The 24,849-nt window shown below is 69.2% G+C and carries 26 protein-coding genes and 1 pseudogene; 11 read left to right on the plus strand and 16 right to left on the minus strand.

Annotated features, from left to right (window positions below):
- Positions 1–22: 22 nt before the first annotated feature.
- Positions 23–850 carry a manganese catalase family protein gene (locus JM664_RS03720; RefSeq protein ID WP_227418565.1) on the minus strand — a complete coding sequence of 276 codons (828 nt, stop codon included), beginning with the start codon at positions 848–850 and terminating at the stop codon, positions 23–25.
- A gap of 327 nt (positions 851–1,177) precedes the next feature.
- Here JM664_RS03720 and JM664_RS03725 point away from each other — a divergent pair, with 327 nt between their 5' ends.
- Positions 1,178–1,468, plus strand: coding sequence for a VPEID-CTERM sorting domain-containing protein (locus JM664_RS03725; protein ID WP_227418566.1), 291 nt, complete (start codon positions 1,178–1,180; stop codon positions 1,466–1,468).
- Between the two features lie 32 nt (positions 1,469–1,500).
- On the opposite strand, the pseudogene JM664_RS03730 reads toward JM664_RS03725, so the two are convergent.
- Positions 1,501–1,767: pseudogene (locus JM664_RS03730) on the minus strand (cation diffusion facilitator family transporter); the annotation flags it as partial.
- A 93-nt stretch (positions 1,768–1,860) separates the two neighbouring features.
- On the opposite strand from JM664_RS03730, the gene JM664_RS03735 reads away from it, so the two are divergent.
- Positions 1,861–2,235, plus strand: a complete 375-nt coding sequence (locus tag JM664_RS03735) for a cupin domain-containing protein (protein WP_227418567.1) — start codon at positions 1,861–1,863, stop codon at positions 2,233–2,235.
- Here JM664_RS03735 and JM664_RS03740 read toward each other — a convergent pair.
- A complete protein-coding gene (locus JM664_RS03740) occupies positions 2,232–2,873 on the minus strand; it encodes a trimeric intracellular cation channel family protein (protein ID WP_227418568.1) in 642 nt (213 codons plus the stop codon). The genes JM664_RS03735 and JM664_RS03740 overlap by 4 nt on opposite strands.
- Positions 2,874–2,877: 4 nt before the next feature.
- Positions 2,878–5,673: a DNA polymerase I gene (gene polA, locus JM664_RS03745; RefSeq protein WP_227418569.1), complete on the minus strand. Its 2,796-nt coding sequence runs from the start codon at positions 5,671–5,673 to the stop codon at positions 2,878–2,880.
- Between the two features lie 35 nt (positions 5,674–5,708).
- On the opposite strand from polA, the gene JM664_RS03750 reads away from it, so the two are divergent.
- Positions 5,709–6,068: a hypothetical protein gene (locus JM664_RS03750; protein ID WP_227418570.1), complete on the plus strand. Its 360-nt coding sequence runs from the start codon at positions 5,709–5,711 to the stop codon at positions 6,066–6,068.
- 152 nt (positions 6,069–6,220) lie between these two features.
- Entirely contained in the window at positions 6,221–6,709 is a 489-nt protein-coding gene (locus JM664_RS03755; protein WP_227418571.1) for a DUF2243 domain-containing protein, read from the plus strand.
- Between the two features lie 81 nt (positions 6,710–6,790).
- On the opposite strand, the gene JM664_RS03760 is transcribed toward JM664_RS03755, so the two are convergent.
- Positions 6,791–7,066, minus strand: coding sequence for a zinc-finger domain-containing protein (locus tag JM664_RS03760; protein WP_227418572.1), 276 nt, complete (start codon positions 7,064–7,066; stop codon positions 6,791–6,793).
- A gap of 90 nt (positions 7,067–7,156) precedes the next feature.
- Between JM664_RS03760 and JM664_RS03765 the strand changes: the two genes are divergently transcribed.
- A complete protein-coding gene (locus JM664_RS03765) occupies positions 7,157–8,104 on the plus strand; it encodes an ABC transporter ATP-binding protein (protein ID WP_227418573.1) in 948 nt (315 codons plus the stop codon).
- 275 nt (positions 8,105–8,379) lie between these two features.
- On the opposite strand, the gene JM664_RS03770 is transcribed toward JM664_RS03765, so the two are convergent.
- Entirely contained in the window at positions 8,380–9,729 is a 1,350-nt protein-coding gene (locus JM664_RS03770; protein ID WP_227418574.1) for a sensor histidine kinase, read from the minus strand.
- Complete coding sequence (locus JM664_RS03775; protein ID WP_264465501.1) at positions 9,716–10,519, minus strand: alpha/beta fold hydrolase; 804 nt, start codon at positions 10,517–10,519, stop codon at positions 9,716–9,718. The genes JM664_RS03770 and JM664_RS03775 overlap by 14 nt, the downstream gene beginning before the upstream one ends.
- 487 nt (positions 10,520–11,006) lie before the next feature.
- Between JM664_RS03775 and JM664_RS03780 the strand changes: the two genes are divergently transcribed.
- Positions 11,007–11,846, plus strand: a complete 840-nt coding sequence (locus JM664_RS03780) for a hypothetical protein (protein ID WP_227418576.1) — start codon at positions 11,007–11,009, stop codon at positions 11,844–11,846.
- 91 nt (positions 11,847–11,937) lie between these two features.
- Here JM664_RS03780 and JM664_RS03785 read toward each other — a convergent pair whose 3' ends face one another.
- The 3 genes from JM664_RS03785 to nth are packed head-to-tail and all read right to left on the minus strand — an operon-like array spanning position 11,938 to position 13,965.
- A complete protein-coding gene (locus tag JM664_RS03785) occupies positions 11,938–12,306 on the minus strand; it encodes a histidine triad nucleotide-binding protein (protein ID WP_227418577.1) in 369 nt (122 codons plus the stop codon).
- Positions 12,307–12,337: 31 nt separating this feature from the next.
- Positions 12,338–13,324: an adenosine kinase gene (locus JM664_RS03790; RefSeq protein WP_227418578.1), complete on the minus strand. Its 987-nt coding sequence runs from the start codon at positions 13,322–13,324 to the stop codon at positions 12,338–12,340.
- Positions 13,321–13,965 (minus strand): endonuclease III, encoded by a 645-nt coding sequence (nth, locus tag JM664_RS03795; protein ID WP_227418579.1) that lies wholly within the window; start codon positions 13,963–13,965, stop codon positions 13,321–13,323. Before nth ends, JM664_RS03790 begins: the two co-directional genes overlap by 4 nt.
- Positions 13,966–14,089: 124 nt before the next feature.
- On the opposite strand from nth, the gene JM664_RS03800 reads away from it, so the two are divergent.
- Together JM664_RS03800 and JM664_RS03805 are read left to right on the plus strand one after the other, a co-directional pair.
- Positions 14,090–14,941, plus strand: a complete 852-nt coding sequence (locus JM664_RS03800) for a methylated-DNA--[protein]-cysteine S-methyltransferase (RefSeq protein ID WP_227418580.1) — start codon at positions 14,090–14,092, stop codon at positions 14,939–14,941.
- A 108-nt stretch (positions 14,942–15,049) separates the two neighbouring features.
- Positions 15,050–15,724, plus strand: coding sequence for an OmpA family protein (locus tag JM664_RS03805; protein WP_227418581.1), 675 nt, complete (start codon positions 15,050–15,052; stop codon positions 15,722–15,724).
- Positions 15,725–15,842: 118 nt separating this feature from the next.
- On the opposite strand, the gene JM664_RS03810 is transcribed toward JM664_RS03805, so the two are convergent.
- From JM664_RS03810 to def, 5 genes are all read right to left on the minus strand, one after another.
- Positions 15,843–16,487, minus strand: a complete 645-nt coding sequence (locus tag JM664_RS03810) for an LON peptidase substrate-binding domain-containing protein (protein ID WP_227418582.1) — start codon at positions 16,485–16,487, stop codon at positions 15,843–15,845.
- Positions 16,488–16,514: 27 nt separating this feature from the next.
- Positions 16,515–17,429: a thioredoxin gene (trxA, locus tag JM664_RS03815; protein ID WP_227418583.1), complete on the minus strand. Its 915-nt coding sequence runs from the start codon at positions 17,427–17,429 to the stop codon at positions 16,515–16,517.
- A gap of 68 nt (positions 17,430–17,497) precedes the next feature.
- On the minus strand, positions 17,498–18,397 hold the full coding sequence (gene fmt, locus JM664_RS03820) for a methionyl-tRNA formyltransferase (protein ID WP_227418584.1): 900 nt from the start codon (positions 18,395–18,397) through the stop codon (positions 17,498–17,500).
- 59 nt (positions 18,398–18,456) lie between these two features.
- Entirely contained in the window at positions 18,457–19,257 is an 801-nt protein-coding gene (locus tag JM664_RS03825; RefSeq protein ID WP_227418585.1) for a class I SAM-dependent methyltransferase, read from the minus strand.
- A gap of 92 nt (positions 19,258–19,349) precedes the next feature.
- Positions 19,350–19,871: a peptide deformylase gene (gene def, locus JM664_RS03830; RefSeq protein WP_227418586.1), complete on the minus strand. Its 522-nt coding sequence runs from the start codon at positions 19,869–19,871 to the stop codon at positions 19,350–19,352.
- A 97-nt stretch (positions 19,872–19,968) separates the two neighbouring features.
- Here def and JM664_RS03835 point away from each other — a divergent pair, with 97 nt between their 5' ends.
- Together JM664_RS03835 and JM664_RS03840 are read left to right on the plus strand one after the other, a co-directional pair.
- Positions 19,969–21,162 (plus strand): MalY/PatB family protein, encoded by a 1,194-nt coding sequence (locus JM664_RS03835; RefSeq protein ID WP_227418587.1) that lies wholly within the window; start codon positions 19,969–19,971, stop codon positions 21,160–21,162.
- A 92-nt stretch (positions 21,163–21,254) separates the two neighbouring features.
- Positions 21,255–22,259, plus strand: a complete 1,005-nt coding sequence (locus JM664_RS03840) for a glutathione S-transferase family protein (protein ID WP_227418588.1) — start codon at positions 21,255–21,257, stop codon at positions 22,257–22,259.
- Between the two features lie 856 nt (positions 22,260–23,115).
- On the opposite strand, the gene JM664_RS03845 is transcribed toward JM664_RS03840, so the two are convergent.
- On the minus strand, positions 23,116–23,478 hold the full coding sequence (locus JM664_RS03845; RefSeq protein ID WP_227418589.1) for a response regulator: 363 nt from the start codon (positions 23,476–23,478) through the stop codon (positions 23,116–23,118).
- A gap of 157 nt (positions 23,479–23,635) precedes the next feature.
- On the opposite strand from JM664_RS03845, the gene JM664_RS03850 reads away from it, so the two are divergent.
- Positions 23,636–24,805: a lytic murein transglycosylase gene (locus JM664_RS03850; RefSeq protein WP_227418590.1), complete on the plus strand. Its 1,170-nt coding sequence runs from the start codon at positions 23,636–23,638 to the stop codon at positions 24,803–24,805.
- Positions 24,806–24,849: the final 44 nt, after the last annotated feature.

The following is a 24,849-nucleotide window of genomic DNA, read 5'->3' on the forward strand; positions in this document are numbered from 1 at the left end:
CGTACGGGGCCCGGCCGTCCGCTTACTTCTCCTGCTCGCTCTGCGCGCCGCTCTTCGGCTTGGCCTTGCCGAGGTCGGGCTTCTGGCCAAGCGGCTGCACCTTGTCGACGATCTTGAACTCCGAGCGTCCGTCAAGCGAGGGACCGCTCGTCCAGCGCCCTTCCGGGGTCGGCTCGTCCAGCGAGGTGTTGAGGAAGTAGTAGCTGTGCTCGGTCGCCTCGTGCTCCGTCGGCGTCGAGTTCGGGATCGGCAGCTGCGCGTTCCAGCCGCCCAATTCCTCGATCACCGCCAGCCACTGCTGCTGGTGCATCGTGTCGCGCGCGATCAGGAACGACAGCATGTCCTTCATGCCGGTGTCATCCGTCATGTTGTAGAGGCGGCTCGCCAGCACGCGCCCGCCCGACTCGGCCACCGCGTTCGCCATCATGTCGGCGGCGAGGTTGCCGGTCGCGTAGACGTGGCTCATGTCGAACGGCACGCCATTCGCGTTGACCGGCATCGCGCTCAGGCCCGAGGACAGGATGTGCCGCGGGTTCGCGCCGCCCATGATCGCGTGCACCACCGGGTCCTTGGCGGCCTCTTCCTGCGCCGTCACCGGCGCGCCCTCGAGGTTCAGCGCCACGGCGTGGCCCAGGAACTCGATGTGGCTCAGCTCCTCGGTCGCCGTCATCATCAGCATGTCGCGGTACTTGGCGTCGCCCCGCGCACCCATGGCCTGAAAGAAGTACTGCATCGCGACCCGGATCTCGCCCTCGATCCCGCCGATCGCCTGCTGCAGGTACTTGGCGAAGACCGGATCCGGCTTCTCGACGCGGACCTCGTACTGTAGCTTGCTCGAGTGGTGGAACATCGCTTTCCTCCTGGACAGTGACAGGCACCCAAAGCAGTGCCATCGAGAGTTGTTCCAGCCTGCGAGAGAGATAGTGGCCGCGACTCAGGCGCGTCAGGGCGGGTGGCCGACCGAGTGCCTAACCGTTTTCTTCGGCGGAATCGGACCGCCTCTTGCTGGTCCGCGAACGAGCTGGATGGCTTGCCACTCGGCGAGACAGCCGCGAGTTGATTTGAAGAGAAATTTACAACCGATTGCAGACCGCCAGCATCGAGAAAACTCTGGATAGAGCATCAATCGCGAAGTAGACTGGGAAAAGAAGATGTTCTTTATATGCGTGGATTTGCGATGAAAAGAATTAGTTCGGGCCTGTTTTGGGCTCTTGCCGCAACTGCATTGTTCATTTCGACAGATGCGGCGCTCGCACAGGATCGGGGAAGTATATGGGGCCGAATCCGAGATCGAATTGAGGACCGCAGGGAAGAACGCCGGGATCTGATCGAGGACTGGATCGAGCGCAGGAACGGGGGGGAAGTGCTCAACGCGCCCGAAATAGATGCCGCGCATGGTCTTGCCGCTCTTGCCGTTATCGGCGGGGGTCTGGCCTTGGCGTGGGAGCGGCGCAAGCGACGCACGTGAGGAGCCGGGGCTGTGCTCGCGGACGGAGCGCGTAGCGCCGCAACCTGCCCCGCCCGGACGTAGCCGAACGTCATCCGCGCGTCCGACGGCCGCCGCGCGATCCGCCGCGCCACGAAGGCGATGGCGAGCGAGATCGCGTCGCTGAGGTTGTGCACCGCGTCGGCGATGAGCGCGAGGCTGCCCGAGAGGAGGCCCGCCACGATCTGCGCCACCGTCAGCCCAAGATTGACCGCCACCGCGGCGAAGACGCGCCGGTCGCCGGCCTCCGGGTCCATGTGGTGCGCGTGGTCGTGCGGCATGACCTTCACCTAGCGTCGTTACTGCGCGAGAGACAGCCCCTCCCGCTCCCGCCGGGAGCGGCTATGCTCCGGGAGCCACGACCGGAGGCCGCCATGACCCACCGCCCGCCCCGCCTGATCCGCCGCGAGGACTGGGCCTCGCACCCTACCCTCCCGAAGGGTCGAGTCGAGGGCCACAGCCTCGGCACCGGCGTCACGGTCCTCTTCTACGCGACCGACGAGGTCGGCGCCGGCCCTCGCTGGCACGTCCACCCCTACGACGAGATCTTCATCCTGCGCCAGGGCCGCGCCCTTTTCACCGTGGGCGACGCGCGCATCGAGGCCGAGGCGGGCCAGATCGTCTTCGGCCCCGCGCACGTTCCGCACAAGTTCCGCAACCTCGGCCCCGGCCGGCTCGAGACCACCGACATCCACGACAGCGACCGCTGGATCCAGACCGACCTACCGGACCCGGAGGAGCCGGGCTAGCGCCGCCCCACGTCACGCCCCGGCCGCGCGCGCCAGACCGGCAGCGTCCAGCCAAACGCCAGCGCCGCCGCCCTCAGCCCGAACGCCGCGGCGAAGGCCAGGACCGCCGCCCACGCCCGCCCCTCCATTATGCCGTCCAGCACCACGAAGACGGCCGCGCCCAGCGCCGCGGCCGCGACGTAGATCTCGCGCCGCAGGATCACAGACGGCTCCTGCGCCAGCGTGTCGCGGATGATTCCGCCGACGCTGGCCGTGAAGACGCCCATCACCACCGCCACCAGCGCGCCGGCGCCAGCATCGACCGCCCGGGCCGCGCCTGCCACCGTCACCAGCGCCATCCCCACCGCGTCGAAGACGAGAATGTAGCGATAGCGGCTCTCCATCATCGGCGCGACGAAGTGCATGACCGCCGCAGTCAGCAGGCAAGCCACCAGAGGTGCGGGCGCCACCACCCAGAAGACGTCCAGCCCCAGCAGCAGGTCGCGCACCGTGCCGCCGCCGACCCCCGTCGCCACCGCCAGCCAGGCGAAGCCCAGGATGTCGAGCTGCTTGCGCGAGGCCGCCAGCGCCCCCGTCGCAGCGAAAGCCACCGCCGCCGCAAGGTCCAGCAGCGTCAGGATCGCGCCCAGCTCGGCCATCGCCTCAGTGCGCCGCCGCCCAGTTCCGCCCCCAGCCCGCGTCCACCGTCAGCGGAACCGACAGCTCCACCGCCGGGTGCGCCGCCCCCTCCATGACCTCGCGCGCCCGGTCGGCCAGCGCCTGCTCCGACCCTTCGTCGACCTCGAACAGCAGTTCGTCGTGCACCTGCAGCAGCATCCGCGCGGGCAGGCCCGCGATCGCGTCCTCCATGCGGATCATCGCGCGGCGGATCACGTCGGCCGCCGTCCCCTGGATCGGCGCGTTGATCGCCGCCCGCCGCGCGAAACCCGCCGTCGGCCCCTTGGCGTTGATCTCGGGCGTGTTGATCTTCCGCCCGAACAGCGTCTGGACGTAGCCGTTGTCCATCGCGAACCGGGTCGTGTCGTTCATGTAGTCCCTGATGCCCGGGAACCGCTCGAAGTAGCGGTCGATGAAGCCTTGCGCCTCGTCCCGCGGGATGCGCAGGTTCCGGGCGAGGCCGAAGCCCGAGATGCCGTAGATCACCCCGAAGTTGATCGCTTTCGCCCGCCGCCGCGTCTCGGCCGGCATCCCCTCGACGGGCACGCCGAACATCTCCGACGCCGTCATCGCGTGGATGTCCGTCCCGTCGCGGAACGCCGCCTTCAGCGCGTCGATCCCGGCGACGTGCGCGAGGATGCGCAGCTCGATCTGGCTGTAGTCGATCGAGACGAGGCTCTTGCCCGGCTCGGCGATGAACGCCTCGCGGATGCGCCGCCCCTCCTCCGTCCGGACGGGGATGTTCTGCAGGTTGGGGTCGGTCGAGGCCAGCCGCCCCGTCGCCGCCCCGGCGATGGAATAGGACGTGTGCACCCGCCCCGTCTCCGCGTTGATCGCCGTCTGCAGGTTGTCGGTGTAGGTGTTCTTCAGCTTCGAAAGCTGCCGCCAGTCCAGCACCCGTCCCGGCAGGTCGTGCTCGGTCGCCAGGTCCTCCAGCACCTGCGCCGGCGTCGCGTAGGCGCCGTTCTTGCCCCGCTTGCCCCCCGGCAGCCCCATCTTGCCGAACAGGATCTCGCCCAGTTGCGCGGGGCTGCCCACGTTGAACGGCTCGCCCGCCAGTGCGTGGATGTCGGCCTCGAGCTCCGCCATCTTCTGCGCGAACGCCCCGGACATCCGGCTCAGCGTGTCGCGGTCGACCTTGATCCCCGCCATCTCCATCCGCGCCAGCACCGGGATCAGCGGCCGCTCCATCGTCTCGTAGACCGTCGTCACCCGCTTCTGGTGCAGCTGCGGCTTCAGCTGGTCCCACAGCCGATAGGTCACGTCAGCGTCCTCCGCGGCATAGGGGCAGGCGTCGTCCACCGCCACCTTGTCGAAAGTGATCTGGCTGCGCCCCGACCCGATCAGCGTCTTGATGGCGATCGGCTGGTGCCCGAGATAGCGCTCGGAAAGCTCGTCCATCCCGTGATTGTGCAGCCCCGCATGCATCGCGTAGCTGAGGAGCATCGTGTCGTCGAGCGGCGCGACATCGATCCCGCAGCGCGCCATGACCTTAAGGTCGTATTTGGCGTTCTGCGCGATCTTCATCACCGCCGGGTCCTCCAGCACCGGCTTCAGCAGTGCCAGCGCCTCGGACCGGTCCATCTGCCCGTCCGCCAGACCGTTCCCCAGCAGGTCGTCGCCCTTGACGTGGCCCAGCGGCAGGTAGCGCGCGCGGCCCGGCGCGACGGCCATCGAGATGCCGACCATCTCGCACGCCATCTCGTTGAGGCCCGTGGTCTCGGTGTCGAAGGCCACCCGGCCCACCTCCCGGATCTCCGCGATCCAGTCGCGCAGCGCCTCCGCATCATGGATGCAGGCATAGCTCGCATGATCGAAAGGCAGTTGCTCCGGCATCTCGGGCTCGGCCGCGCGCCGCGGCGCGCTCTCGCCTTGCATCGGCACCTCGACGCCCAGATGCTCGGCCACCCGCTTGACGATGGTGCGGAACTCCATCTCCTTGAGGAAGCCCAGCAGCACCTCCGGGTCCGGCTCCTTCACCTCCAGGCTCTCGAGGTCGTAGCCGAGCTCCATCCCGCAATCGAGCTGCACCAGCCGCTTCGACGTGCGGATCTGCTCGGCATAGTCGATCAGGGTCTGCCGCCGCTTCGGCTGCTTGATCTCGCCCGCCCGCTCGAGCAGCTTCTCAAGGTCGCCATACTCGTTGATCAGCAGCGCCGCGGTTTTCACCCCGATCCCCGGCGCGCCCGGAACGTTGTCGACGCTGTCGCCGGCCAGCGCCTGCACGTCCACGACCCGCTCCGGCCCCACGCCGAAGCGCTCGCGCACCCCGTCCGCGTCGATGCGCAGGTTCTTCATCGGGTCGAGCATCTCGACCCCGTCGCCCACGAGCTGCATCAGGTCCTTGTCGGACGACACGATCGTCACCCGCCCGCCCGCGTCGCGCGCCTTGCAGGCGAGGCTGGCGATGATGTCGTCGGCCTCGAACCCCTCCTGCTCCAGGCAGGCCACGTTGAACGCCCGCGTCGCCTCCCGCGTCAGCGGGATCTGCGGGCGCAGTTCCTCGGGCATCTCGTCGCGGTTCGCTTTGTAGGCGTCGAAGATCTCGTTGCGGAAGGTGATCGAGCCTTTGTCGAATACCACCGCCGCATGGGTCGGCGCGTCCGAGCCCTTGCCGTCCTGGATCAACTTCCACAGCATGTTGCAGAAGCCCGAGACCGCCCCCACCGGCAGCCCGTCCGACTTCCGCGTCAGCGGCGGCAGCGCGTGATAGGCGCGAAAGATGAAGGCCGACCCGTCGACCAGGCTGAGGTGATGGCCCTTGCCGAATGGTTCGCTCATGCCAGACTCCTGCGCGTGTCGACGGAGGTCTTGCCATGATCCGGCGCCTGCTGCCAGCCGCCCTCGGGCTTCTCGCCCTCCCCGCCGCCGCGCAGGAATGCCCGCATACCGGCGGACCCGACAATTGCTCCCGCGTCCTCGCCTGCGTCGGCGACGACGGGCTCTGGTTCGACGGCCGCGCCATCGGCTGGGGCCACGGCACCGTCGCGGGAGAGCTCAGCGACGGCACCCTCTGCACCGGGGAATGGGCGTACCAGAGCGCCATCACCAGCCGGACCTACATCTCCTGCGACAACGGGATGGAGGCCGTGGTCATCGCCGTGTCGCAGGATCCGCCGACTGCCACCTCTATCGGCGAGGGCCAGACCTCCGACGGCCGCCGGATCACCGCATAGACGGGCCGCTACGTGCTCAACTTCCTCCGCGGACCCGACGGCACGCCGATCCTGCCCTGCACCGACGGCGCCATCCCGATCGGCTAGCCTTCGCCGGGCAGCCGGCGGAACGTCCGGCGTCCTCCGTCGTTCGGCGCCAAGGAGGACCGCAGATGGCCACGCACGCACCCACATTCCCCACCACCGCCGGCATCCTCTTCGGCCTCGGCATCGGCGGGTTCTTCGACGGCATCGTGCTGCACCAGATCCTGCAGTGGCACCACATGGTCTCGAGCGCCGGCTATCCGCCCGACACGGTCGAGAACCTGCGCATCAACACCTTCTTCGACGGGCTCTTCCACGCCTCGACCTACATCTTCGTGCTGGCGGGCCTCGCGCTCCTCTGGCGCAGCGCGCATCGCCGGCACCTCTGGTGGTCGGGCCGCCTCCTTGTCGGGACACTCCTGATGGGCTTCGGTCTCTTCAATCTCGTGGAGGGGGTGATCGACCACCACATCCTCGAGCTGCACCACGTGAACGAGACCGTCCCGCGCGAACAGTGGATCTGGTGGGACCTCGGCTTCCTCGCGTGGGGGGCGCTCATGCTCGGCGGGGGCTGGTGGCTCTACCCCTCCGGCCGCCACCGATCGCCTGCGGCTTGACCCCTCGGCTCCGGCATTGGAACCTCCGGCAGGTGCCCGGCTGAAGCCCGGCCTACGGATGCTCCGGCGGACGCGCCGCCCTCAGCGGTTCGGCTCGTCCCGCGTCGGGATGCCGGGATGCGAGTCCGCAGGCTGCACCGCCTCGCCCGGCGTCACCGCGCTCTCGTGGATGTAGCGCTTGTCGCAATAGCCGCACTCGACCCAGCCCAGCTCCTCGGGGATCTGCAGCCAGACGCGCGGGTGGCCCAGCGCCCCGTCGCCGCCGTCGCAGGCCACGCGCCAAGACGACACGACCTCGCTCTCGGGCGCGTCGTGGGTGGTTGTCCGCGGCTCGTTGCCCCTGGTGATCTGCGCCATGCGCCCTCCGCTCCGCTTGCCCCCGGCAGTCCCGGCAGCTAGGTCGCGGCGCATGATAACGGCACGACCGGCAGCCACAAGGCGAACGAGATGAGCAACGCCATCGAGATCGAGGGCCTGCGCAAGACCTACCCCGCCTCGGGTTCGGAGCCGCCCAAGGAGGCGCTGAAGGGCGTCGACCTGACCATCCCCGAGGGCTCGATTTTCGGCCTGCTCGGCCCCAACGGCGCGGGCAAGTCGACGCTCATCAACATCCTCGCCGGGCTCGTCGTGAAGACCTCCGGCACCGTGCGGATCTGGGGCTTCGACCAGGACCGCAACCCGCGCCAGTCGCGCGCGGCGATCGGCGTGATGCCGCAGGAGCTGAACATGGACCCGTTCTTCACGCCGCGCGGCTCGCTCGACGTGCAGGCGGGCCTCTACGGCGTCCCCCGGCGCGAGCGCAAGACGGACGAGATCCTCGCCATGATCGGCCTCTCCGACAAGGCCGACGCCTATGCCCGGAACCTCTCGGGCGGGATGCGCCGCCGCCTGCTCCTCGGCAAGGCGCTGGTCCACTCGCCGCAGATCCTGGTGCTCGACGAGCCCACGGCCGGCGTCGACATCGAGCTCCGCCAGATGCTCTGGCGCAACGTCCGCCGCCTCAACGAGGAGCGCGGGATGACCATCATCCTGACCACGCACTACCTCGAGGAGGCCGAGGCGATGTGCGACGAGATCGCCATCATCGACCATGGCGAGGTGCTGGTCCGCGACACCACCCGCGCCCTCGTCGCGCGGATGGATGCCAAGACCCTCGTCATCACGCCCGAGGCGCCGCTGCCAGCCGACCTCGCCCTGCCGCCTGGCGTCGAGACCGAGGCGCGCCCGGGCGGCGCATTCGCCTTCACCTATCGCCGCGCCGAGACCTCCCCGGACGACATCCTCTCGGCGCTGCGCACCGCCGGCGTCCGCATCCGCGACGTCGCCACCGAGGAGGCCCGGCTCGAGGACGTGTTCCTCGACCTCACCCGCGGCACCCACGACACGGCCGCCTGACGGTCGTTCACCGCCCCCAGCCTCGTCTTCGGCCCGGCTGGCCGCCAACGTCGCGACTGCATCGCCTGGATCGACAGAACTCACTGGCGCCGACGCGACGACCGATCCACCTCCTCGCTTGCCACGAGGCCAGCGACGAGATCGTCACCCCCCGCCCGATGGCGGACAGACGGGTCGAGCGCGAGCCAGCGTCTCGCCGCGCGCGAATGGCAGAGAAACGAGCGTCAGGCGCTGCTATCGCGACAAAGCCCGCCGCGCTGCCGGCCGTGCCCGCCTCAGTCGACCGGGGCCTCGAACTCGAACGAGCAGGACAGGCCCTGCTCCTCGAAATCGAACCGGACCTCCGCCTCGAACTCGGCGGCGAACACCGCCTCGATCATCCGCGTGCCGAAGCCGCGCCGCGCGGGCGGCCGGGCGGGCGGGCCTCCGCGCTCGATCCAGCTCAGGCGGATCCTTCCGCCCTCCTCGCCGACGGCCTCCCAGGTGACCAGGACCCGCCCCTCCGGCACCGACAGCGCACCGTACTTCAGCGCGTTCGTGGCCAGTTCGTGCAGCGCCAGCGCCATGTTCGTCGCCCGCTTCGGCGACAGGTCCAGCGGCGGTCCGCGATAGCTCATCCGGTCGGCCCCGCCAGCCTCCGCCGCCGTCAGCTCCATCAGGTCGTGCAGGCCGATGTTGCGCCAGTCCATCCCGATCAGCAGGTCCTGCGCCTGCGACAGTGCATGCATCCGCGCCTTGAACTCCGCCGCTTCCGGCCCCGTGAGCGACTGCCGCGCGATGCTCAGCACCACGCTCAGCACGTTCTTCACCCTATGGTTCAGCTCGCCCATGATCAGGTGAAGCTGCCGCTCCGCGCTGCGCCGCGCCGAGACGTCGCGCAGCACCACCGAGTAATCCGGATCGGAGAGCCCGCCATTCTCGTTGACGGGCAGGACCTGCACCTCGAGGTCGGTGCCATCCTCGAGCGCCGCCGCGAACTGCAGGCCCGCGACGGCGTCCGGGCGCGCATGCTCGGCGAACCAGCCCTCCGCCCTGCTCAACCGCACCACGGACTCGATCTGCCGCGACCGGGCTGCGTCGGCTGACAGGCCTAGCAGCCGTTCCGCGCCCCGATTCCAGCGACGGACCAGTCCCTCCGGCCCGACGCGGATCACCCCGTCGGGCGAGCATCGGACGATCGCCGCCAGCTCCTCGGCCTCGGACCGCGCCTCGCGCAGCGATGCCTCGTAGCCCGCGCGCTCGGTCGCGTCGAAGAGGGTCCAGTCGATCCGCTCGATCCGGTCGTCGGCGCCGCGCCGCACCACCGCATTCAAGAGCACCGGACGCGTCCCGCCGTCCTCGCGCACCAGCTGAAAGGCGATCTCGCGCACGAAGCCCTGCAGTCGCAGCATGGGCGCGACGTGCGCCTCGAGAAAGATCCGCCCCGGCACCGTCAGCAGGTCACCCAGCCGCGCCTTCTCCACCAGATCGTCGCGACAGCGGCCCACCCAGCGGCACAGGATCCGGTTCGCGATCAGGAACCGCCCGTCGGGATCGGTCACCGCGATGCCGCACGGCGCATCCTCCAGAAGCTCCGCCGCCAGCTCCTCGAGCTGTGGCAGGCTGTCTCGGTCAGCTGCCGTCACGGCCAAGATATGCTCGGATCGCTCGCACCGTCACGTCCGGCGCAGTCAGGTGGGGACAGTGGCCGCTGACATCCACCACCTCCAGAGCGCTGCGCGGGATCGACGCGTGCATCCATTCGCCCACGCCCACGGGCGCCAGCGCGTCGTCGGCGCACTGCACGATCAGCGCCGGCACCTCCAGGTTCGGCATGTCCGCCCGCCGGTCCGACAGGAACGTCACGCGGCCGAAATGCTGCGCGATCCTCGGATCGGTTCGACAGAAGCTCTGTGTCAGCTCCACCGCCCCCGGCTCGTCGCCGTCCTGCCCCGCGATCGTCGGCGCCAGCTGCGTTGACCAGCCGAGGTAGTTCTCGTCCATGAAGGCGATCAGCCCCTCCAGCTCCGCGCGCTCGAAGCCGCCACGATACGCTCCGTCGTTCATGAAGCAGGGCGACGGCGACAGGAGCACCAGCCGGTCGAACAGGTCCGGGCGGCGGATCGCGGCCAGCGCAGCGATGATCGCGCTGACCGAGTGCCCCACGGCCACCACGCGCTCCAGCCCCAGCGCCTCGCAGATCTCGATCATGTCCTCCGCATGCCCGTCTAGCGAGCGGTAGCGGGCGAAGTCATAGGCCCCGAGGTCCGAGCCCCCGGCCCCGGTCAGGTCGTAGAGCACGACCCTGTGGTCCGTCTCGAATTCAGGTGCCACCTGCCGCCACATTGCCTGATCGCACCCAAAGCCGTGCGCGAAGAGCAAGACCCTCGCGCCCTGCCCCGTCACCGTCACCCGATTGCGCTCAAGAACCGACAACGACACCTCCACTACAGACCCGCTCTATAGATCAGTCGCCAGCACGACGCGAGCCCGAGCCGACACGAGGCTCCAACGCCCGCTTAGCACCCGAGCAGGACGAAAGGCGTCGGCCCTGCCATGGACCGGCGCAGGCGCCAACTGCCGCCTGCGGAGTGCATGCCCTTCGGTTCGGTCGCTGAACATGAGCGGCCCGTCCACGTCCTCAGGCTCTGCGCCGTTTCATTGTTTGCCGCGATCCACGCGGGCGGGCTGCCATGGGCAGAGACGCGCGCCGAGATGGGCGCCGCGCGTCGCAGCCGCGCCTCGTCCGGCTCCGCGCGCTCCGCGGAAGTCGCTCCGTCATGATCCAGCGCCTCCGCGCGCCTGTCCCTTCGTCTCCAACCGCAGCTTCATCACGCTGCATCCGGCGCGGGGCCCACCGCCGTTGACTCCCGCGCGCGCCGCCCGGAGACTTCCCCGACTTCACGTCGTGGGAGACGCCGATATGACAAAAGCACTTCTGGTTTTCGCGCTGGTCGTCGCGTCCCTCGGGTCCGCGGTTCAGGCGCAGGACATCTACGACCGGACGCAGCTCCCGCCGTTCCTGCAGAGCACGATCATCTTCCCGGGCTTCCTGGCCATCTGGCACCACGCCCCGGAGAAGGCACGTCCCGGCGAAGTCACCGTCGATGCCTTTCATGCGCTGCAGGCCATCGCGGACCATCCCGCGCAGTGCCTGGGACAGAACGCCGAAACAGTGCGCTACACGACGCAGATCGACACGGTCACCCGCGACGGCTTCGGCATCGAGCGCGACCGCGAGACCATGGTCGCCGAGAGCGGGCTCGACGTGCGGCCGGAATTCGCGCCTTGGGTCCGGGAGAACATCCGCTCTATCAACAGCAATCCGCTCTCCGGCGTTCGCGAAGGAGTCTGGAACCTGATCGACGCAGCCGGATGCCACAGCGACGAATTCCGTCAGCTCGAGGAGGGCTTGGCGCTTGCCTTCGGCGTCACCCTGGTCGAGCCGGAGGTGCCGCAGATGGCCGAGGCCGACTGGCGCGCCTTCGTGGCGACCTGCCAGCCCGCCCAAGTGCGCGCGATGGCCGCCCGTGGTTACAACGTCGGCGAGCGCGGAATGGCGCTGGTTTGCGTCTGCACCGAGCACGCGGCGCAACTGGCGGGCGACGCCGCGCTCTACGAGAAGCTGCGGATTGCCGATCCAAGCGCCTGGGAGACGGTGCCCCCTGGCTTTCAGGAGACCTTCGACAGCTGCTATCATGAGCGAGAGCCGGCCGAGGTCGTCGCGCGCTACGAAAGCTTCATCCGCGAGAACGGCCTCTAGGCGGACACACCGCCCGCGCAACCCCGGCCAGATTTTGCAAGAACATGCAAGATGGGCGTCGAAATCTTGCACGTATTTGCAAGAACCGGGCTCAGCCGGGCTGGAGCATCCGGCCGAGTGGGCGGCCGCCGAGGATGTGGAGGTGGTAGTGCGGCACCTCCTGCACACCCGCCTGGCCGGCGTTCGAGATCGTCCGGTAGCCGCCGTCGGCCAGCCCCTGCTCCGCCACCACGCGAGCCGTCAGCCGCATGAAATCAAGCACTTCCGCGTCGCTTGCCTCGGCCGCGAAATGGTCGTGGCAGACATAGCGCCCCTTCGGCACCACCAGCACATGCACCGGCGCCTGTGGCCTTATGTCATTGAAAGCCAACGAATGTTCCGTCTCCGCCACAGTGTCGTTCGGGATCTCGCCCCGGATGATCTTGGCGAAGATGTTCTGATCGTCATAGCTGTAGGCCATCCGCCCCTCCCTCAAGCCATTGACCTTGCCGTCATTTCAGCCCCGCCTCGCGGAAGAGCTCCCGCACGTCCACCTCCGGCCGCGCGCCATAGTGCCCGATCACCTCGCGAGCCGCCAACACGCCCATTCTACCTGCGTTCTCAAGGTCTTGTCCGGTCGCAATCCCATAGAGGAACCCCGCCGCGAACTGGTCCCCCGCCCCCGTCGCGTCGACCGGCTGCACCCGCTCCACGGGCACCACGACCCGCTCGCCGCCCCGGATCAGGATGACGTCTTCCCCGGAACGCGTGCAGATCACGAGGCCACAATCACGGGCCGCGTGGCCCAGGGCCGCCTCCAGATCTTGTGTCTCGTAGAGCGAGATCCACTCCTTCTCGTTGCCGATGACGTAGTCCAGTTCGCCCACCAGGCGGCGAAAATCCATGCGGTGACGGTCGACGCAGAACGGATCGCTCAGCGCGATGCCGGCCTTGCCGCCACCCTCGCGGCAGGCCCGCGCGGCGGTGAGGAACGCCTGCTTTCCCTTTTCCTTGTCGAAGAGATACCCTTCGAGGAACAGGAGCGCCGCGCGACCCGGCACCGCCGCATCAACGTCCTCAGGCCCCAGCTCGGCGGAGACACCAAGGTAGGTGTTCATCGAGCGCTCTCCGTCCGGGGTGACGAAGATCATCGAGCGTGAGGTCGGCAGCTCGGCCGCAACCGGATCGTTGACGAACGCCATGCCGTGATCGCCCATCGAGGCCACGTAGAATTGCCCCAGCGCGTCGTCCCGCACGCGCCCGATGAAGCCCGTCGACATGCCCAGCGCCCCCAGCCCCGCCAGCGTGTTGGCGACCGAACCGCCGGCGATCTGGTGGCGATTGCTCATCGCGCCGTAGAGCGCCTCGGCTTCATCGCGCTCGACGAGCTGCATGATCCCCTTGGTGATGCCCATGCGGTCGAGGAAGTCGTCGTCGGTCTGGCTGATGACGTCGACGATGGCGTTGCCGATTCCGACGACGTCGTAGAGCTGGGTCATGTGGTCTTGTCCTCGTATTCGCAGAGATCGCGGATCAGGCATGCGGGGCATTTCGGCCGTCGCGCCACGCAGACGTAGCGTCCATGCAGGATCAGCCAGTGGTGGGCGCGGAGCTGGTAGGGCACCGGCACGTGGTCCTCGAGCGCACGCTCAACGGCGACCACGTCTTTGCCAGGCGCCACGCCGGTGCGGTTGGCGACGCGAAAGATGTGGGTGTCGACGGCCTGCGCAGGATGGCCGAACCAGGTGTTGAGCACCACGTTCGCCGTCTTGCGCCCCACCCCCGGCAACGATTCCAGCGCCGCCCGGCTCGCCGGCACCTCGCCGCCGTAGAGCTCGACTAGGATGCGGCTCATCCGGATGACGTTCCTAGCCTTGTTGCGGTAGAGGCCGATCGTCCTGATCCGCTCGGCCAGTCCCTCCTCGCCGAGCGCCAGCATCTGCTCGGGCGTCGATATCTCGGCGAAGAGCGGCTCGGTCGCGCGATTCACACCGGCGTCGGTCGCCTGTGCCGAGAGCGCCACGGCGACGAGCAGCTGGAAGGCGTTGCCGTGGCGAAGCTCCCCCACGGGCGAGGACTCGGCCTCCTCGAAGCGCGCGAAGATCTCGCTGAGCGTGGCATAGGGGAGCTGAGCCGGCATCGGCTGCGGGTATGGCGGCCGCGCGCGCGCGGGACAAGCCGGAATGGCGCCCTTTGCGCAAGATCCGGGTCGTGCGGCCTGATCGCACGGCGTAGATTGGGCGCAGACCGCGGGGAGACCGAAGATGCTCGACACGGATGCTGAGCCCGAGAGCCGCTACCATTACGGCGTGATCCGACGCGCAATCGACCAGATCGACGGCGCCGGACGCGAGTTGACGCTGGACGAGCTGGCGGCTGAGATGCAGCTCAGCCCGGCGCACTTCCAGCGGCTCTTCACGCAGTGGGTCGGGGTCTCGCCGAAGCGCTACCAGCAATATCTTGCGGTCAGCCACGCGCGCGCCCTGCTCGGCGCGCGCTTCACGACGCTGGAGGCGGCGGAGGCGCTGGGGATGTCCGGGCAGAGCCGGCTGCACGACCTCTTCCTGCGGTGGGAGGCGATGACGCCGGGCGACGTGCGGCGCGGCGGCGCCGGGCTGACGATCCGCACCGGCAGCTTCGAGGGGCCGTTCGGCCCGATGCTCGCCATGGGGACGGAGCGCGGCCTCTGCGCGCTGGCCTTCACCGAGGAGACGGGCGAGCCGGCCGCCTACGACGACCTGCGCGCGCGCTGGCCCGCAGCGGCCTACGTGCCCGACGCCGGGGCGCTGGCGCCCTGGGTCGAGGCGGCGCTGGCGCAGCGGGGCGAGGCGCGGCTGCACCTGATCGGCTCGCCCTTCAATCTCAAGGTTTGGCAGGCGCTGCTGGCGATCCCCTCGGGCCACGTCACGACCTATGCGGAGGTCGCGCGCGCCATAGGCTCGCCGCGCGCGGTGCGCGCCGTCGGCACCGCAATCGGCCGCAATCCGGTCAGCTGGCTGATCCCATGCCACCGCGCTCTGCGCAAGTCGGGCGGGCTCGGCGGCTATCACTGGGGCCTGCCGGTCAAGCGCGCCCTGCTCGCCCACGAGAGCGCGCGGGCCGATGCGCGCGGCTGAGACCTCGGCGGTCGTTCGCCGAGGGATGACGCAATCGCGTCGTGCAAGCCGCTGCCGGGTGCGCTAAGTGCGGCGGCGGAGATGCGTAATCGTGACGAGGTTCGAACCATGAGCATCAAGACAAGACCGGTCCTGCTGGCATCCGCCTGCGCGCTGGTGCTGGCGGGCTGCGCCGACCCCTATGGGTACGGCGGCGCAATCGGCAGCCCCGACTACGAGCGCACCCGGCAGGGCGCGGCCGTTGGCGCGGCCATCGGCACCATCGCCGGCGCGCGGCGCGGCGACGACACCAACGACCGGGTCCAGAACGCGGCCGTGGGCGGCCTGCTCGGCGCCGCGGTCGGCGGCGGCGTCGGCGCCCTGCTCGACCGGCAGGCGCGCGAGCTGCGCAACGACTTCGACAACAGCCAGATCGACGTCGTGAACACCGGCGAGCAGCTGATCGTGCGGATGCCTCAGGACATCCTGTTTGCCGTGAACAGCACCGCGGTGCGGGCCGACCTGCAGTCCGACCTGCGGGTGATGGCGGCGAACCTGCAGCGCTATCCCAACAGCCGCGTGACCGTGATCGGCCATACCGACAGCGACGGCAGCGCGGCCTACAACCAGGATCTGTCGGAGCGTCGCGCCCTTGCGGTGACGTCGATCCTGCAGGCCAACGGCGTCTCGGGCAGCCGCCTGCAGGCCGTCGGCCGGGGCGAGGACCAGCCGATCGCCAGCAACGCGACGGCGGCCGGCAAGGCGCAGAACCGCCGCGTCGAGATCGTCGTCACGCCGTACTGAACTTTCGAAGACGAACAATCTGCGAGGGGCCGGGCGGCGACGCCCGGCCCCTCGGCATTCGGAAGCCAGGTAAGCAGATGCGGGGAGTTGTTCCGAACGGCCAAGCGCCCTCGGCCCGCTACTGCATCGCCTCGTCGGAGGAGCCGCCGCGCAGCGCGAACTCGATGAGAGTGACGAGCGTCTCGCGCCGCGTCTCCAGCGACGGCGCCTCGAGCAGCGCCTGCTTGTCCTCCGGCTCGAACGGGCAGAGCATCGAGAGCGAGTTGATCAGGAGCTCTTCGTCCGCCTCGCGCAGGCTGTCCCAGTCGGTCGAGAGGTGCTGCGACTCGAAGTAGCGCCCGAGCAGACGCATGAAACCGTCGCGCGGAAAGCCGCTGTCGTGCTCGGTGCCGCCGAGATCCTGCACGAAGTCCTGCCACACGACGTCGCACCTGATGTAGGGCGCGAAACCCTCCTGCACGTTGCTGACACGGAACCGCGAAATTCCGCTCAGCGTGATCATGTAGCGCCCGTCCTCGGTCTCGGAGAAGGCGGTGACGCGGCCGGCGCAGCCGATGCGGTGCAGCCGCGTCTCGTCGCTGCCCGGCACCTCGCGCGGCTGGATCATCCCGATCAGGCGGTGCGGCGTCTTGAACGTGTCGTCGAGCATCTGCAGGTAGCGCGGTTCGAAGATGTGCAGCGGCAGACGCGACCGGGGCAGCAGCAGGGCACCGGGCAGGGGAAAGACGGGAATCGACTGCGGCAGGTCCGCGACCGTGAACATGGACCTGCAGGTAGGCGCGGCGGGCCCTCAGGCAAATATCATCGACGAGAGCCGGCGGCGTCCATTGAGCACGATCGGGTCCTGCGGCTTCAGCGCGTCGAAGATGGTGAAGAGCTGCGTCTTGGCCGCGGCCTCGTTCCACTCGCGATCGCGCCGGAAGAGCTCGAGCAGCTGGTCCACCGCGCCGGCGACGTCGCCCTTGGCGTGGAGCGCCAGCGCTAGGTCGAATCGCGCCTGGTGGTTCGTCGGGTCGGCCTCCACCGCCTGCTGCAGCTCAGCCACGGGTCCCGCCTTCTCGGCCTGCCGTGCGAGTTCGAGCTGCGCGCGCGCCGCCTCGAGCTCGGGCGAACCCGAAATTTCCGCGGGCGCCGCATCGATCAGCTGCGCCGCCCGGTCAGCCTCGCCCATGGCGAGATGCGCGCGCACGAGGCCGCCATAAGCCGCCGCGTTGGTCGGGGCCTCGCCCAGGATGGCTGCGAAGGTCTGCGCCGCATCGACCGCCGCGCCCTCCGCCAGCATCGTCTCGGCCGCCTCGACCGCCTCGGCGAGCGGATCGCCGTCGTCGCCGCCGCCGAGCTTCACCAGGCGCTCGATGAACTCCTTGATCTGGCTGGGCGGTACCGCGCCCTGAAAGCCGTCGACCGGCTGGCCCTGCCAAAAGGCGTAGACCGTGGGAATCGACTGGATGCGGAGCTGCGCGGCAATCTGCTGGTTGCGGTCGACGTCGACCTTGACCAGCCGCACCTTGCCGCGCGCCTCGGTCACCGCCTTTTCCAGCGCGGGCGTCAGCTGCTTGCAGGGACCGCACCACGTCGCCCAGAAGTCGACGATCACCGGCACGTCGCGACTGGCGTCGACGACGTCCTGCATGAAGGTCGCCTCAGTCGAGTCCTTGATGAGATCCGTCGCCGCGTCCTCTTTCCGACCGCCAAGCTCCAGCATCGGTTTCCCCCTGTTCCGGATTCGCGGCCCTATATGCGCCCGACGCGGCCGAAGGCCAAGGGCAGCGGTCAGTCGAGCCGTACCGGTAAGTCCGCGCCGCGCAGCGCCTCGGCCGCGCTCAGCGGGCGACGTCCCTCGCGCTGGACCTCGGTCACCTCGACGGCGCCGCTGCCGCAGGCGATGCGCAGCCCCTCCAGCCGCTCGCCCGGCGCCCCCTCGCCCGCCGCCAGGCGCGAGCGCAGGAGCTTCAGCCGCTCGTCCCCCGCCAGGCACCAGGCGCCCGGGAACGGGGAGAGGCCGCGGATCTGGCGGTCGACCTCCACCGCCGGGCGGCTCCAGTCAATCCTGGCCTCGGCCTTGTCGACCTTGGTGGCGTAGGTGACGCCGAACTCGATCTGCGGCACCGGGACGAGGCCGTCGAGCCGCGAGATCGCCTCGACGATCAGCCGCGCCCCAATCGCCGCCAGCCGGTCGTGCAGGTCGCCGGTCGTGTCCTCCGGCCCGATCGGCGTCGCCTCCATCAGGAGCGCCGGCCCGGTGTCCAGCCCCTCCTCCATCCGCATGATAGAGATGCCGGTCTCTGCGTCGCCCGCCATCACCGCCCGGTGGATCGGCGCCGCGCCGCGCCAGCGCGGCAGGAGCGAGGCGTGGATGTTGAGGCAGCCCCGCGTGGGTGCGTCCAGCACGGCTCGCGGCAGGATCATGCCGTAGGCCACGACCACCGCGAGGTCGGCGTCGAGATCGGCGAGACGCCCCTGCTCCCCAGCATCGCGCAATGTCCGAGGATGCCGGACCTCGAGGTCGAGCGCCTCCGCCCGGCACTGCACCGGCGACGGCCGGTCCCGCTTGCCCCGCCCCGCCGGCCGCGGCGGCTGCGTGTAGACGGCCGCGATCTCGTGCCCCCCCTCGACCAGGGCCTCGAGCGCCGGAACCGAAAAGTCGGGCGTTCCCATGAAGACGATGCGCATGGGCAGCTTGTTACCATTCCCGCCCGGCGACGCCAGCGCGGATCTCGGCGCGGGCCTCGCTACGCCGTCCCCGTCACCGCCCATGCCTTTGCGCGAAACACGAGGGTCCCGTCCGCACGGCGAGGCAGCGCCTCCTCCAGCGACGCCCGCAGACGCTTCCGCGCATCTTCCGGAAGGTTGGCGCAATAACCGGGCGCCGGTCCCGCGCCGCGGGTGAACGGCCGCCAGTAGTCGTCGAAGTCGCGGAACACCGTCTGCGTCTCGATACCCTCGCACGCGACGTCGACCAGCCCCGCCTGCTCGGTCAGGGAGACGAGGTCGTGCGGCGTGCAGAACGTAAAGCGCCGGCTCTCCCGCAGGTCCTCCGCATGTGGATCGAGCGCGATGGCCGCGTCCCAGAAGCGGGCCAGAAACTCGAGGCCCCTGTTCGGATAGTCCCAGACGTAGAATCCGACGCGCCCGCCGGGGCGCAGGATCCGCTTCGCCTCTGCCAGCGCCGCCACCCGGTCCGGCACGAAGTTCAGCACGAGCCCAGAGACCACCAGGTCCCGGCTCTCGCTCGCCACGTCGAGGTGTTCGGCGTCTCCGATCCGGAATGTTGCCCGCGGATCATCGAGATTGCGCGTGGCCTGCGAGATGAAGTCTGGCGACCTGTCGATGGCGAGGACGCTCGCGGGGTTCCTCGCCAGTATCTCACGCGTGAGCGCGCCACTGCCGCAGCCGATCTCGAGCCAGTCGAGCCCCTCGCGCGGCTTGAGCCAATCGAGAAACAGGGGCGCGACCTGCCGGCTCCACCGGCCCATGTAGCCTTCGTAGGCTTTGCCCTCGCGCCAGACATCGTGCCGCGCCGACTCGCTCATCCCGGGCTCCCGCTGCTGGCTCAGCTTCACACGCCTGCGGGACGCTGTCAGCAGCAGAGAATGGGAAGCCGGGCGGGAATGTCAGACGCGCGTCACGCGCGCTGCCGCTCGCGCTTCAGCTTCTGCATCTTGCGGGTTATGATCTGCCGCTTCAGCGGCTTGAGATAGTCGATGTAGAGCCGCCCGTTCAAGTGGTCGAGCTCGTGCTGGACACAGACCGCGGCGAAGCCGTCGAACGTCTGCTCCCGCTCGCTTCCACTGAGATCGAGCCAGCGCATGGCGACCTCTGCCGGGCGCTCGACGTCCGCATAGATCTCGGGGATCGAGAGGCAGCCCTCTTCCCAGACCTTGGTCTCGTCCGAGCGGGCGATGATCTCGGGGTTGACCAGCACCATCGGCTGCGGATCCGTCCCCTCCTTCTTGGCGCAATCCATCACGAAGATGCGCTTCATCACCCCGATCTGCGTCGCGGCGAGGCCCGAGCCGGGCGCGTCGTACATGGTTTCGAGCATGTCGTCGGCCAGCTGCCGCAGTTCGTCCGAGATATCGTCCACGGGATCGGCCACCGCCTTCAGTCGCGGGTCGGGATGGATCAGGATCGGTCGCAGGGCCATGGAGGCGGATTTAGGCGAGGGCGCCGCGCCGCGCAACGGCCCTTGCGCTCGGCCGTGCAGGGTCTAGCCTCGCGCCGCCATCAGCAGGGGCCTTTTCATGAACGTGGACCTCACGACCGACTTCGACCGCATCATCGACCGCCGCGGCACCCAGTGCCAGAAGTGGGACATGATGGAGGCGCGTTGCGGTGTCGCCGGCGAGGACGCGCTGGCGATGTGGGTGGCGGACATGGACTTCCGCTCGCCGCCCGAGGTGCGCGAGGCGCTGAGGCAGGCGGCCGAGCACGGCGTCTTCGGCTACCTCGGGGACGAGGGGCCCTACCGCGAGGCGATCCGCTGGTGGATGGAGACACGGCACGCTTGGCGGCTCGACCCCGACCACGTCTTCACGACGCACGGCCTCGTCAACGGCGTCTCGCTCTGCCTCCAGGCCCTCACCGAGCCTGGCGACGGGATCGTCCTGATGACGCCAGTCTACCACGCCTTCTCCCGCGCGATCCGCGCCAATGCGCGCGAAGTGGTCGAGATGCCGCTGACGATCGGCGCGGACGGCTGCCACGCCATGGACATCGACGCTTGGGAAAGCGCCATGACCGGGCGCGAGCGGATGCTGATCCTCTGCTCGCCGCACAATCCCGGCGGCCGGGTCTGGACGCGGGACGAGCTGCGGCAGGTCGCCGACTTCTGCCGCCGCCACGACCTGATCCTCGTCAGCGACGAGGTGCACCACGACCTCGTCTTCGCACCGCACGCGCACGTCCCGATGCCGCTCGCCGCGCCCGAGGTCGCCGACCGGCTGGTGATGCTGACCGCCGCCAGCAAGACCTTCAACATCGCCGGCGAGCACATCGGAAACGTCACCATCGCTGACCCCACCTTACGCGCACGCTTCGCCGCCCGGATGCAGGCGAGCTCGATCAGCGCCAACTTCCTCGGGCAAGGGATGGTCCGCGCCGCCTACTCGCCCGAGGGCGCGGAATGGGTCGGCGAGCTGGTGGGCTACCTCGACGGCAACCGCCGCCTGTTCGACGACGGTCTCGACGCGATCCCGGGCGTGCGCTCCATGCCCCTGCAGTCGACCTACCTCGCCTGGGTCGACTTCTCGGGCACCGGAATGACGGCCGACGAGGTCAACGCGCGGGTGGGCCGCGTTGCCCGCATCGCCGCGAGCCCGGGCCCGGCGTTCGGCAAGGGCGGCGAGAGCTGGCTGCGCTTCAACCTCGGGATGCCGCGGGTGCAGATCGCCGAAGCGGTCGAGCGGCTGCAGCACGCCTTCACCGACCTGCAGTGACTCCTGCGCCAGCGCGCATGCCATGTGCGCGCCCTGCTGTTCCCACGCAACCGTCGCGAGCCATGTAGAGGATTGGTCAGAAGGGAGATGGCATGGGACAGCTCATCGGCGGCGTCTGGCACGACGCGTGGTACGACACGGCGAGCACGGGCGGGAAGTTCGTCCGCTCGACCTCCAAGTTCCGCAACTGGATCACGGCTGACGGCGCGGCGGGTCCCACGGGCGAGGGCGCATTTGCCGCCGAGAGCGGGCGCTACCACCTCTACGTCTCGCTCGCCTGCCCCTGGGCTCACCGCACGCTGATCTTCCGCCGGATCAAGGACCTCGCGCCGCACATCGGCGTCAGCGCCGTCCATCCTGACATGCTGGACGAGGGCTGGGAGCTTCGCGACGACTTCCCCGGCGCGACGGGCGACGATCTCTACGGCCTGCCCTATCTGCGAGACCTCTACGTGAAGGCCAAGCCCGATGTCTCGGGCCGCGTCACCGTCCCGGTCCTTTGGGACAAGCAGCGCGAGACCATCGTCTCGAACGAGTCGTCCGAGATCATCCGCATGTTCAATTCCGCTTTCGACGGCCTCACCGGCAACACCGACGACTACTGGCCCGAGGAACTTCGCGACGAGATTGAGGCAGTCAACAAGCGCGTCTATTCCACCGTCAACAACGGCGTCTACAAGGCCGGGTTCGCGACCTCGCAGGAGGCCTACGACGATGCGGCACGCGCGCTCTTCGACAGCCTCGACTGGCTCGACGGCATCCTCGCGCAAAACCGCTACCTGGTCGGAGACCGTGTGACCGAGGCCGACTGGCGCCTCGCGACGACGCTCTTCAGATTCGACCCGGTCTATCACACCCACTTCAAGTGCAACCGGAACTACCTGCGCGACTATCCGAACCTCTGGCCCTACGCGCGCGAGCTCTACCAGTGGCCGGGCGTCGCGGAGACGGTCGACTTCGACCACATCGTCCGGCACTACCACTACAGCCACGACACGGTAAATCCGCACCGCATCATCCCGATCAACCCGGTGCTCGACTGGGATGATCCGCACGGGCGCGACCGCCTGAAGAAGTCGCAGAGTCTGCTGATGTAGCGGCGGCGGCCCCGTGCGGCGCTGCGACAGATCCAACTCCGCCCGCCCAGGTGAAGCGGTCCCCGGACCGGACACCAACAGGCGGCGCCTCTCATCGGTAGCCGGCCATGCTGCTTTCGTAGCGGTCGGGGCTCAGGCAGCCGGGCGACGGGTGAAGCGCCGGGCGTCGTGCTACGCGCTGACGGCGGGGGTTTCTCCACGCAGCGAGCGGCCCCACGCCATCGACCTTCAGCGTCTCCGTATGTCACCGTCGTCCGGGTTTCCGCGTCTGTGAAGGAGCCGACCGGGTTCGCCTCGCGAAGGCTGTCACCGTAGTTCTCGCCGGCTTCCTGCCGCCCGCGGCCACCTTTCGGCCGGCTTACGCAGCGCGGGCGCCCGCGTCCGCCGCGCGTCGACCCGCCGGCCCATCGTGCAGCCCACGATCCTTAGCAACCTGGCGTCCATGAGCGGACCTCGGTCCGGTCGTCGTTTACGCCAACGGTCCGAGACGGAGCCGAGCGCCTCGGCGACGCGTCAGCCGCTTCAGTTCCTTGTAATCTACGACCCGGCCCGATCGACCGGCTGACGCCGCACGACGATGCGGTCGGCGGCGGCTTCATCCTCGCCATCGACCGCAACCCACTGACCGGGCTCTGCAGGGCCCTGTTCTTCAAATTTGTCGATCAACCGAAATCGGCCGTGCGCTCGAGAGCTCCGCGCCCCAGACCACGGATGCAGATCGAAGGCGAGGGTCGCAAAGCCGGTTCCGCACAACACCGCGCCAGGTGGCAGGCCCGATCCGGATTTGGGAGGCAGCCGAATTCTAGGAGCTGGATGGCACGAGCCGGAGGGCGATCCAAGCTCGGCTCGCCTGCGGTCAGGTGGACGAGAAGTGCTCGACGATCGCGACAAGGTCCTCGGGACTGGTCTCGGCCCGCATGAACGCGCAGGCGTTCGGGATGTGCCGGAAGATCGAGCCGTCCGAGAAGAACGAGGTGTCGGTCACGAAGATGACCTTGGCATCGGGTCGGCGGTAGCTGGCGTAGTCGGCCACGGCGAAGGCCGATTCGCCCGGCAGGACGAGGTCCAGCACCACCACGTCGACTGCAGGGTCGCGCTGCAGTTCGTCTATCGCTTCATGCTGCGTCGTGGCCACGCGCACCGCCGCGCCCCGACGCTCCAGCGCTCGGCGCCAGAGATCGGCCAGCGCCGCCTTCGGCTGAACGATCAGAACCTGCATCACATACCTCTGCGGCAACCGGCTTGCCGCGGCCCCTTGCCGGCACGTTCGTCCGTGCAGTTTAACGACCATCTAACGTCGACACACACCACATGGAAGACAAGCGATTCTTTGCTGACGACTTGACGCCGCCGTCCCGCGCCCGATGCTCTGCGGCATGCACAGGATCCTCCTACTCGCCGCCGCTCTCGCCCTTCCCCTTCCGTCCGCCGCGCAGGTTGCTTGCGGTGGCGACTTCGGCGGCTTCGTGCAGCGCATGGCGGCAGAAGCACGCGCCCGCGGCTTCGATCAGTCCACCGTCGGGAGCTTCTTCGCCGGCGTCCGACAGGACCCGGCGGTGATCCGTGCCGACCGGGCCCAGGGCGTCTTCCAGCTGCCCTTCATCGACTTCTCCCGCCGCCTCATCAGCCAGAACCGGCTGCAGAACGGCGCCCGCATGGCCCAGCGCTACGACGCCGTCTTCGACCAGATCGAGCAGCGCTACGGCGTCAGCCGCGGCGTCCTGCTGGCCTTCTGGGCCTTCGAGACCGACTTCGGCCAGGTGCAGGGCGACTTCAACACCGTCAATGCGCTGATGACGCTGGCGCACGACTGCCGGCGCCCGGACCTCTTCCGGCCGCAGGTCTTCGCCGCGCTCGAGCTCTACCGCCAGGGTGCGCTTGATCCGGCGCAGACGCAGGGCGCCTGGGCGGGCGAGATCGGGATGGTGCAGATGCTGCCGTCCGAAATCATCGAGAAGGGCGTCGACGCAGACGGCGACGGCCGCGTCGACCTCAAGGGCTCTGCCACCGACGCGCTCTTCACCGGCGCCGCGGTCCTGCGCTCGCTAGGCTGGCGCCCGAACGAGCCGTGGCTGCAGGAGGTGACGCTGCCCGCGAGCTTCGACTGGGCGCAAACCGGCCTCGACGTGCAGCGCAGCGGTGGCGAATGGGCGCGCTTGGGCGTGCAGCCTCGCTGGGGCAGCATCACGAACCTGCCTGCCTCGGTGCTCCTGCCGCAAGGGCGGGGCGGCCCCGCCTTCCTCGCCTATCCGAATTTCAACGTCCTCTTCGAGTGGAACCGGAGCTTCGTCTACGTTACCACTGCCGCCTACTTCGCCACCCGGCTCGAGGGTGCGCCGGTCTACGCCGCCGGCAATCCCTCCCCTGCCCTGTCCGAGGGCCAGATGCGCCAGCTCCAGCAGAAGCTCGCCGCGCGCGGGCATGACGTCGGCGGCATCGACGGCATCCTCGGCGCGATGACGCGCTCGGCGGTGCAGGCCGAGCAGCGGCGGCTGGGCCTGCCGGCCGACGCCTGGCCAACGCCGGAACTCCTGCAGCGCCTCTGACACCCAGCGCGACCGCGCCGCGCCGTCAGGCGCGGCGCCCGGCC

Source organism: Roseitranquillus sediminis, assembly GCF_016918935.1.
In the GTDB taxonomy this organism is placed as follows: domain Bacteria; phylum Pseudomonadota; class Alphaproteobacteria; order Rhodobacterales; family Rhodobacteraceae; genus Roseitranquillus; species Roseitranquillus sediminis.

What these genes read in the sequence shown, in the direction of transcription:
- JM664_RS03720 (WP_227418565.1), bottom strand. Translation starts at nt 850, where the DNA reads ATGTTCCACCACTCGAGCAAGCTACAGTACGAGGTCCGCGTCGAGAAG.
- JM664_RS03725 (WP_227418566.1), top strand. Translation starts at nt 1,178, where the DNA reads ATGAAAAGAATTAGTTCGGGCCTGTTTTGGGCTCTTGCCGCAACTGCA.
- JM664_RS03735 (WP_227418567.1), top strand. Translation starts at nt 1,861, where the DNA reads ATGACCCACCGCCCGCCCCGCCTGATCCGCCGCGAGGACTGGGCCTCG.
- JM664_RS03740 (WP_227418568.1), bottom strand. Translation starts at nt 2,873, where the DNA reads ATGGCCGAGCTGGGCGCGATCCTGACGCTGCTGGACCTTGCGGCGGCG.
- polA (WP_227418569.1), bottom strand. Translation starts at nt 5,673, where the DNA reads ATGAGCGAACCATTCGGCAAGGGCCATCACCTCAGCCTGGTCGACGGG.
- JM664_RS03750 (WP_227418570.1), top strand. Translation starts at nt 5,709, where the DNA reads ATGATCCGGCGCCTGCTGCCAGCCGCCCTCGGGCTTCTCGCCCTCCCC.
- JM664_RS03755 (WP_227418571.1), top strand. Translation starts at nt 6,221, where the DNA reads ATGGCCACGCACGCACCCACATTCCCCACCACCGCCGGCATCCTCTTC.
- JM664_RS03760 (WP_227418572.1), bottom strand. Translation starts at nt 7,066, where the DNA reads ATGGCGCAGATCACCAGGGGCAACGAGCCGCGGACAACCACCCACGAC.
- JM664_RS03765 (WP_227418573.1), top strand. Translation starts at nt 7,157, where the DNA reads ATGAGCAACGCCATCGAGATCGAGGGCCTGCGCAAGACCTACCCCGCC.
- JM664_RS03780 (WP_227418576.1), top strand. Translation starts at nt 11,007, where the DNA reads ATGACAAAAGCACTTCTGGTTTTCGCGCTGGTCGTCGCGTCCCTCGGG.
- JM664_RS03785 (WP_227418577.1), bottom strand. Translation starts at nt 12,306, where the DNA reads ATGGCCTACAGCTATGACGATCAGAACATCTTCGCCAAGATCATCCGG.
- JM664_RS03790 (WP_227418578.1), bottom strand. Translation starts at nt 13,324, where the DNA reads ATGACCCAGCTCTACGACGTCGTCGGAATCGGCAACGCCATCGTCGAC.
- nth (WP_227418579.1), bottom strand. Translation starts at nt 13,965, where the DNA reads ATGCCGGCTCAGCTCCCCTATGCCACGCTCAGCGAGATCTTCGCGCGC.
- JM664_RS03800 (WP_227418580.1), top strand. Translation starts at nt 14,090, where the DNA reads ATGCTCGACACGGATGCTGAGCCCGAGAGCCGCTACCATTACGGCGTG.
- JM664_RS03805 (WP_227418581.1), top strand. Translation starts at nt 15,050, where the DNA reads ATGAGCATCAAGACAAGACCGGTCCTGCTGGCATCCGCCTGCGCGCTG.
- JM664_RS03810 (WP_227418582.1), bottom strand. Translation starts at nt 16,487, where the DNA reads ATGTTCACGGTCGCGGACCTGCCGCAGTCGATTCCCGTCTTTCCCCTG.
- trxA (WP_227418583.1), bottom strand. Translation starts at nt 17,429, where the DNA reads ATGCTGGAGCTTGGCGGTCGGAAAGAGGACGCGGCGACGGATCTCATC.
- fmt (WP_227418584.1), bottom strand. Translation starts at nt 18,397, where the DNA reads ATGCGCATCGTCTTCATGGGAACGCCCGACTTTTCGGTTCCGGCGCTC.
- JM664_RS03825 (WP_227418585.1), bottom strand. Translation starts at nt 19,257, where the DNA reads ATGAGCGAGTCGGCGCGGCACGATGTCTGGCGCGAGGGCAAAGCCTAC.
- def (WP_227418586.1), bottom strand. Translation starts at nt 19,871, where the DNA reads ATGGCCCTGCGACCGATCCTGATCCATCCCGACCCGCGACTGAAGGCG.
- JM664_RS03835 (WP_227418587.1), top strand. Translation starts at nt 19,969, where the DNA reads ATGAACGTGGACCTCACGACCGACTTCGACCGCATCATCGACCGCCGC.
- JM664_RS03840 (WP_227418588.1), top strand. Translation starts at nt 21,255, where the DNA reads ATGGGACAGCTCATCGGCGGCGTCTGGCACGACGCGTGGTACGACACG.
- JM664_RS03845 (WP_227418589.1), bottom strand. Translation starts at nt 23,478, where the DNA reads ATGCAGGTTCTGATCGTTCAGCCGAAGGCGGCGCTGGCCGATCTCTGG.
- JM664_RS03850 (WP_227418590.1), top strand. Translation starts at nt 23,636, where the DNA reads ATGCACAGGATCCTCCTACTCGCCGCCGCTCTCGCCCTTCCCCTTCCG.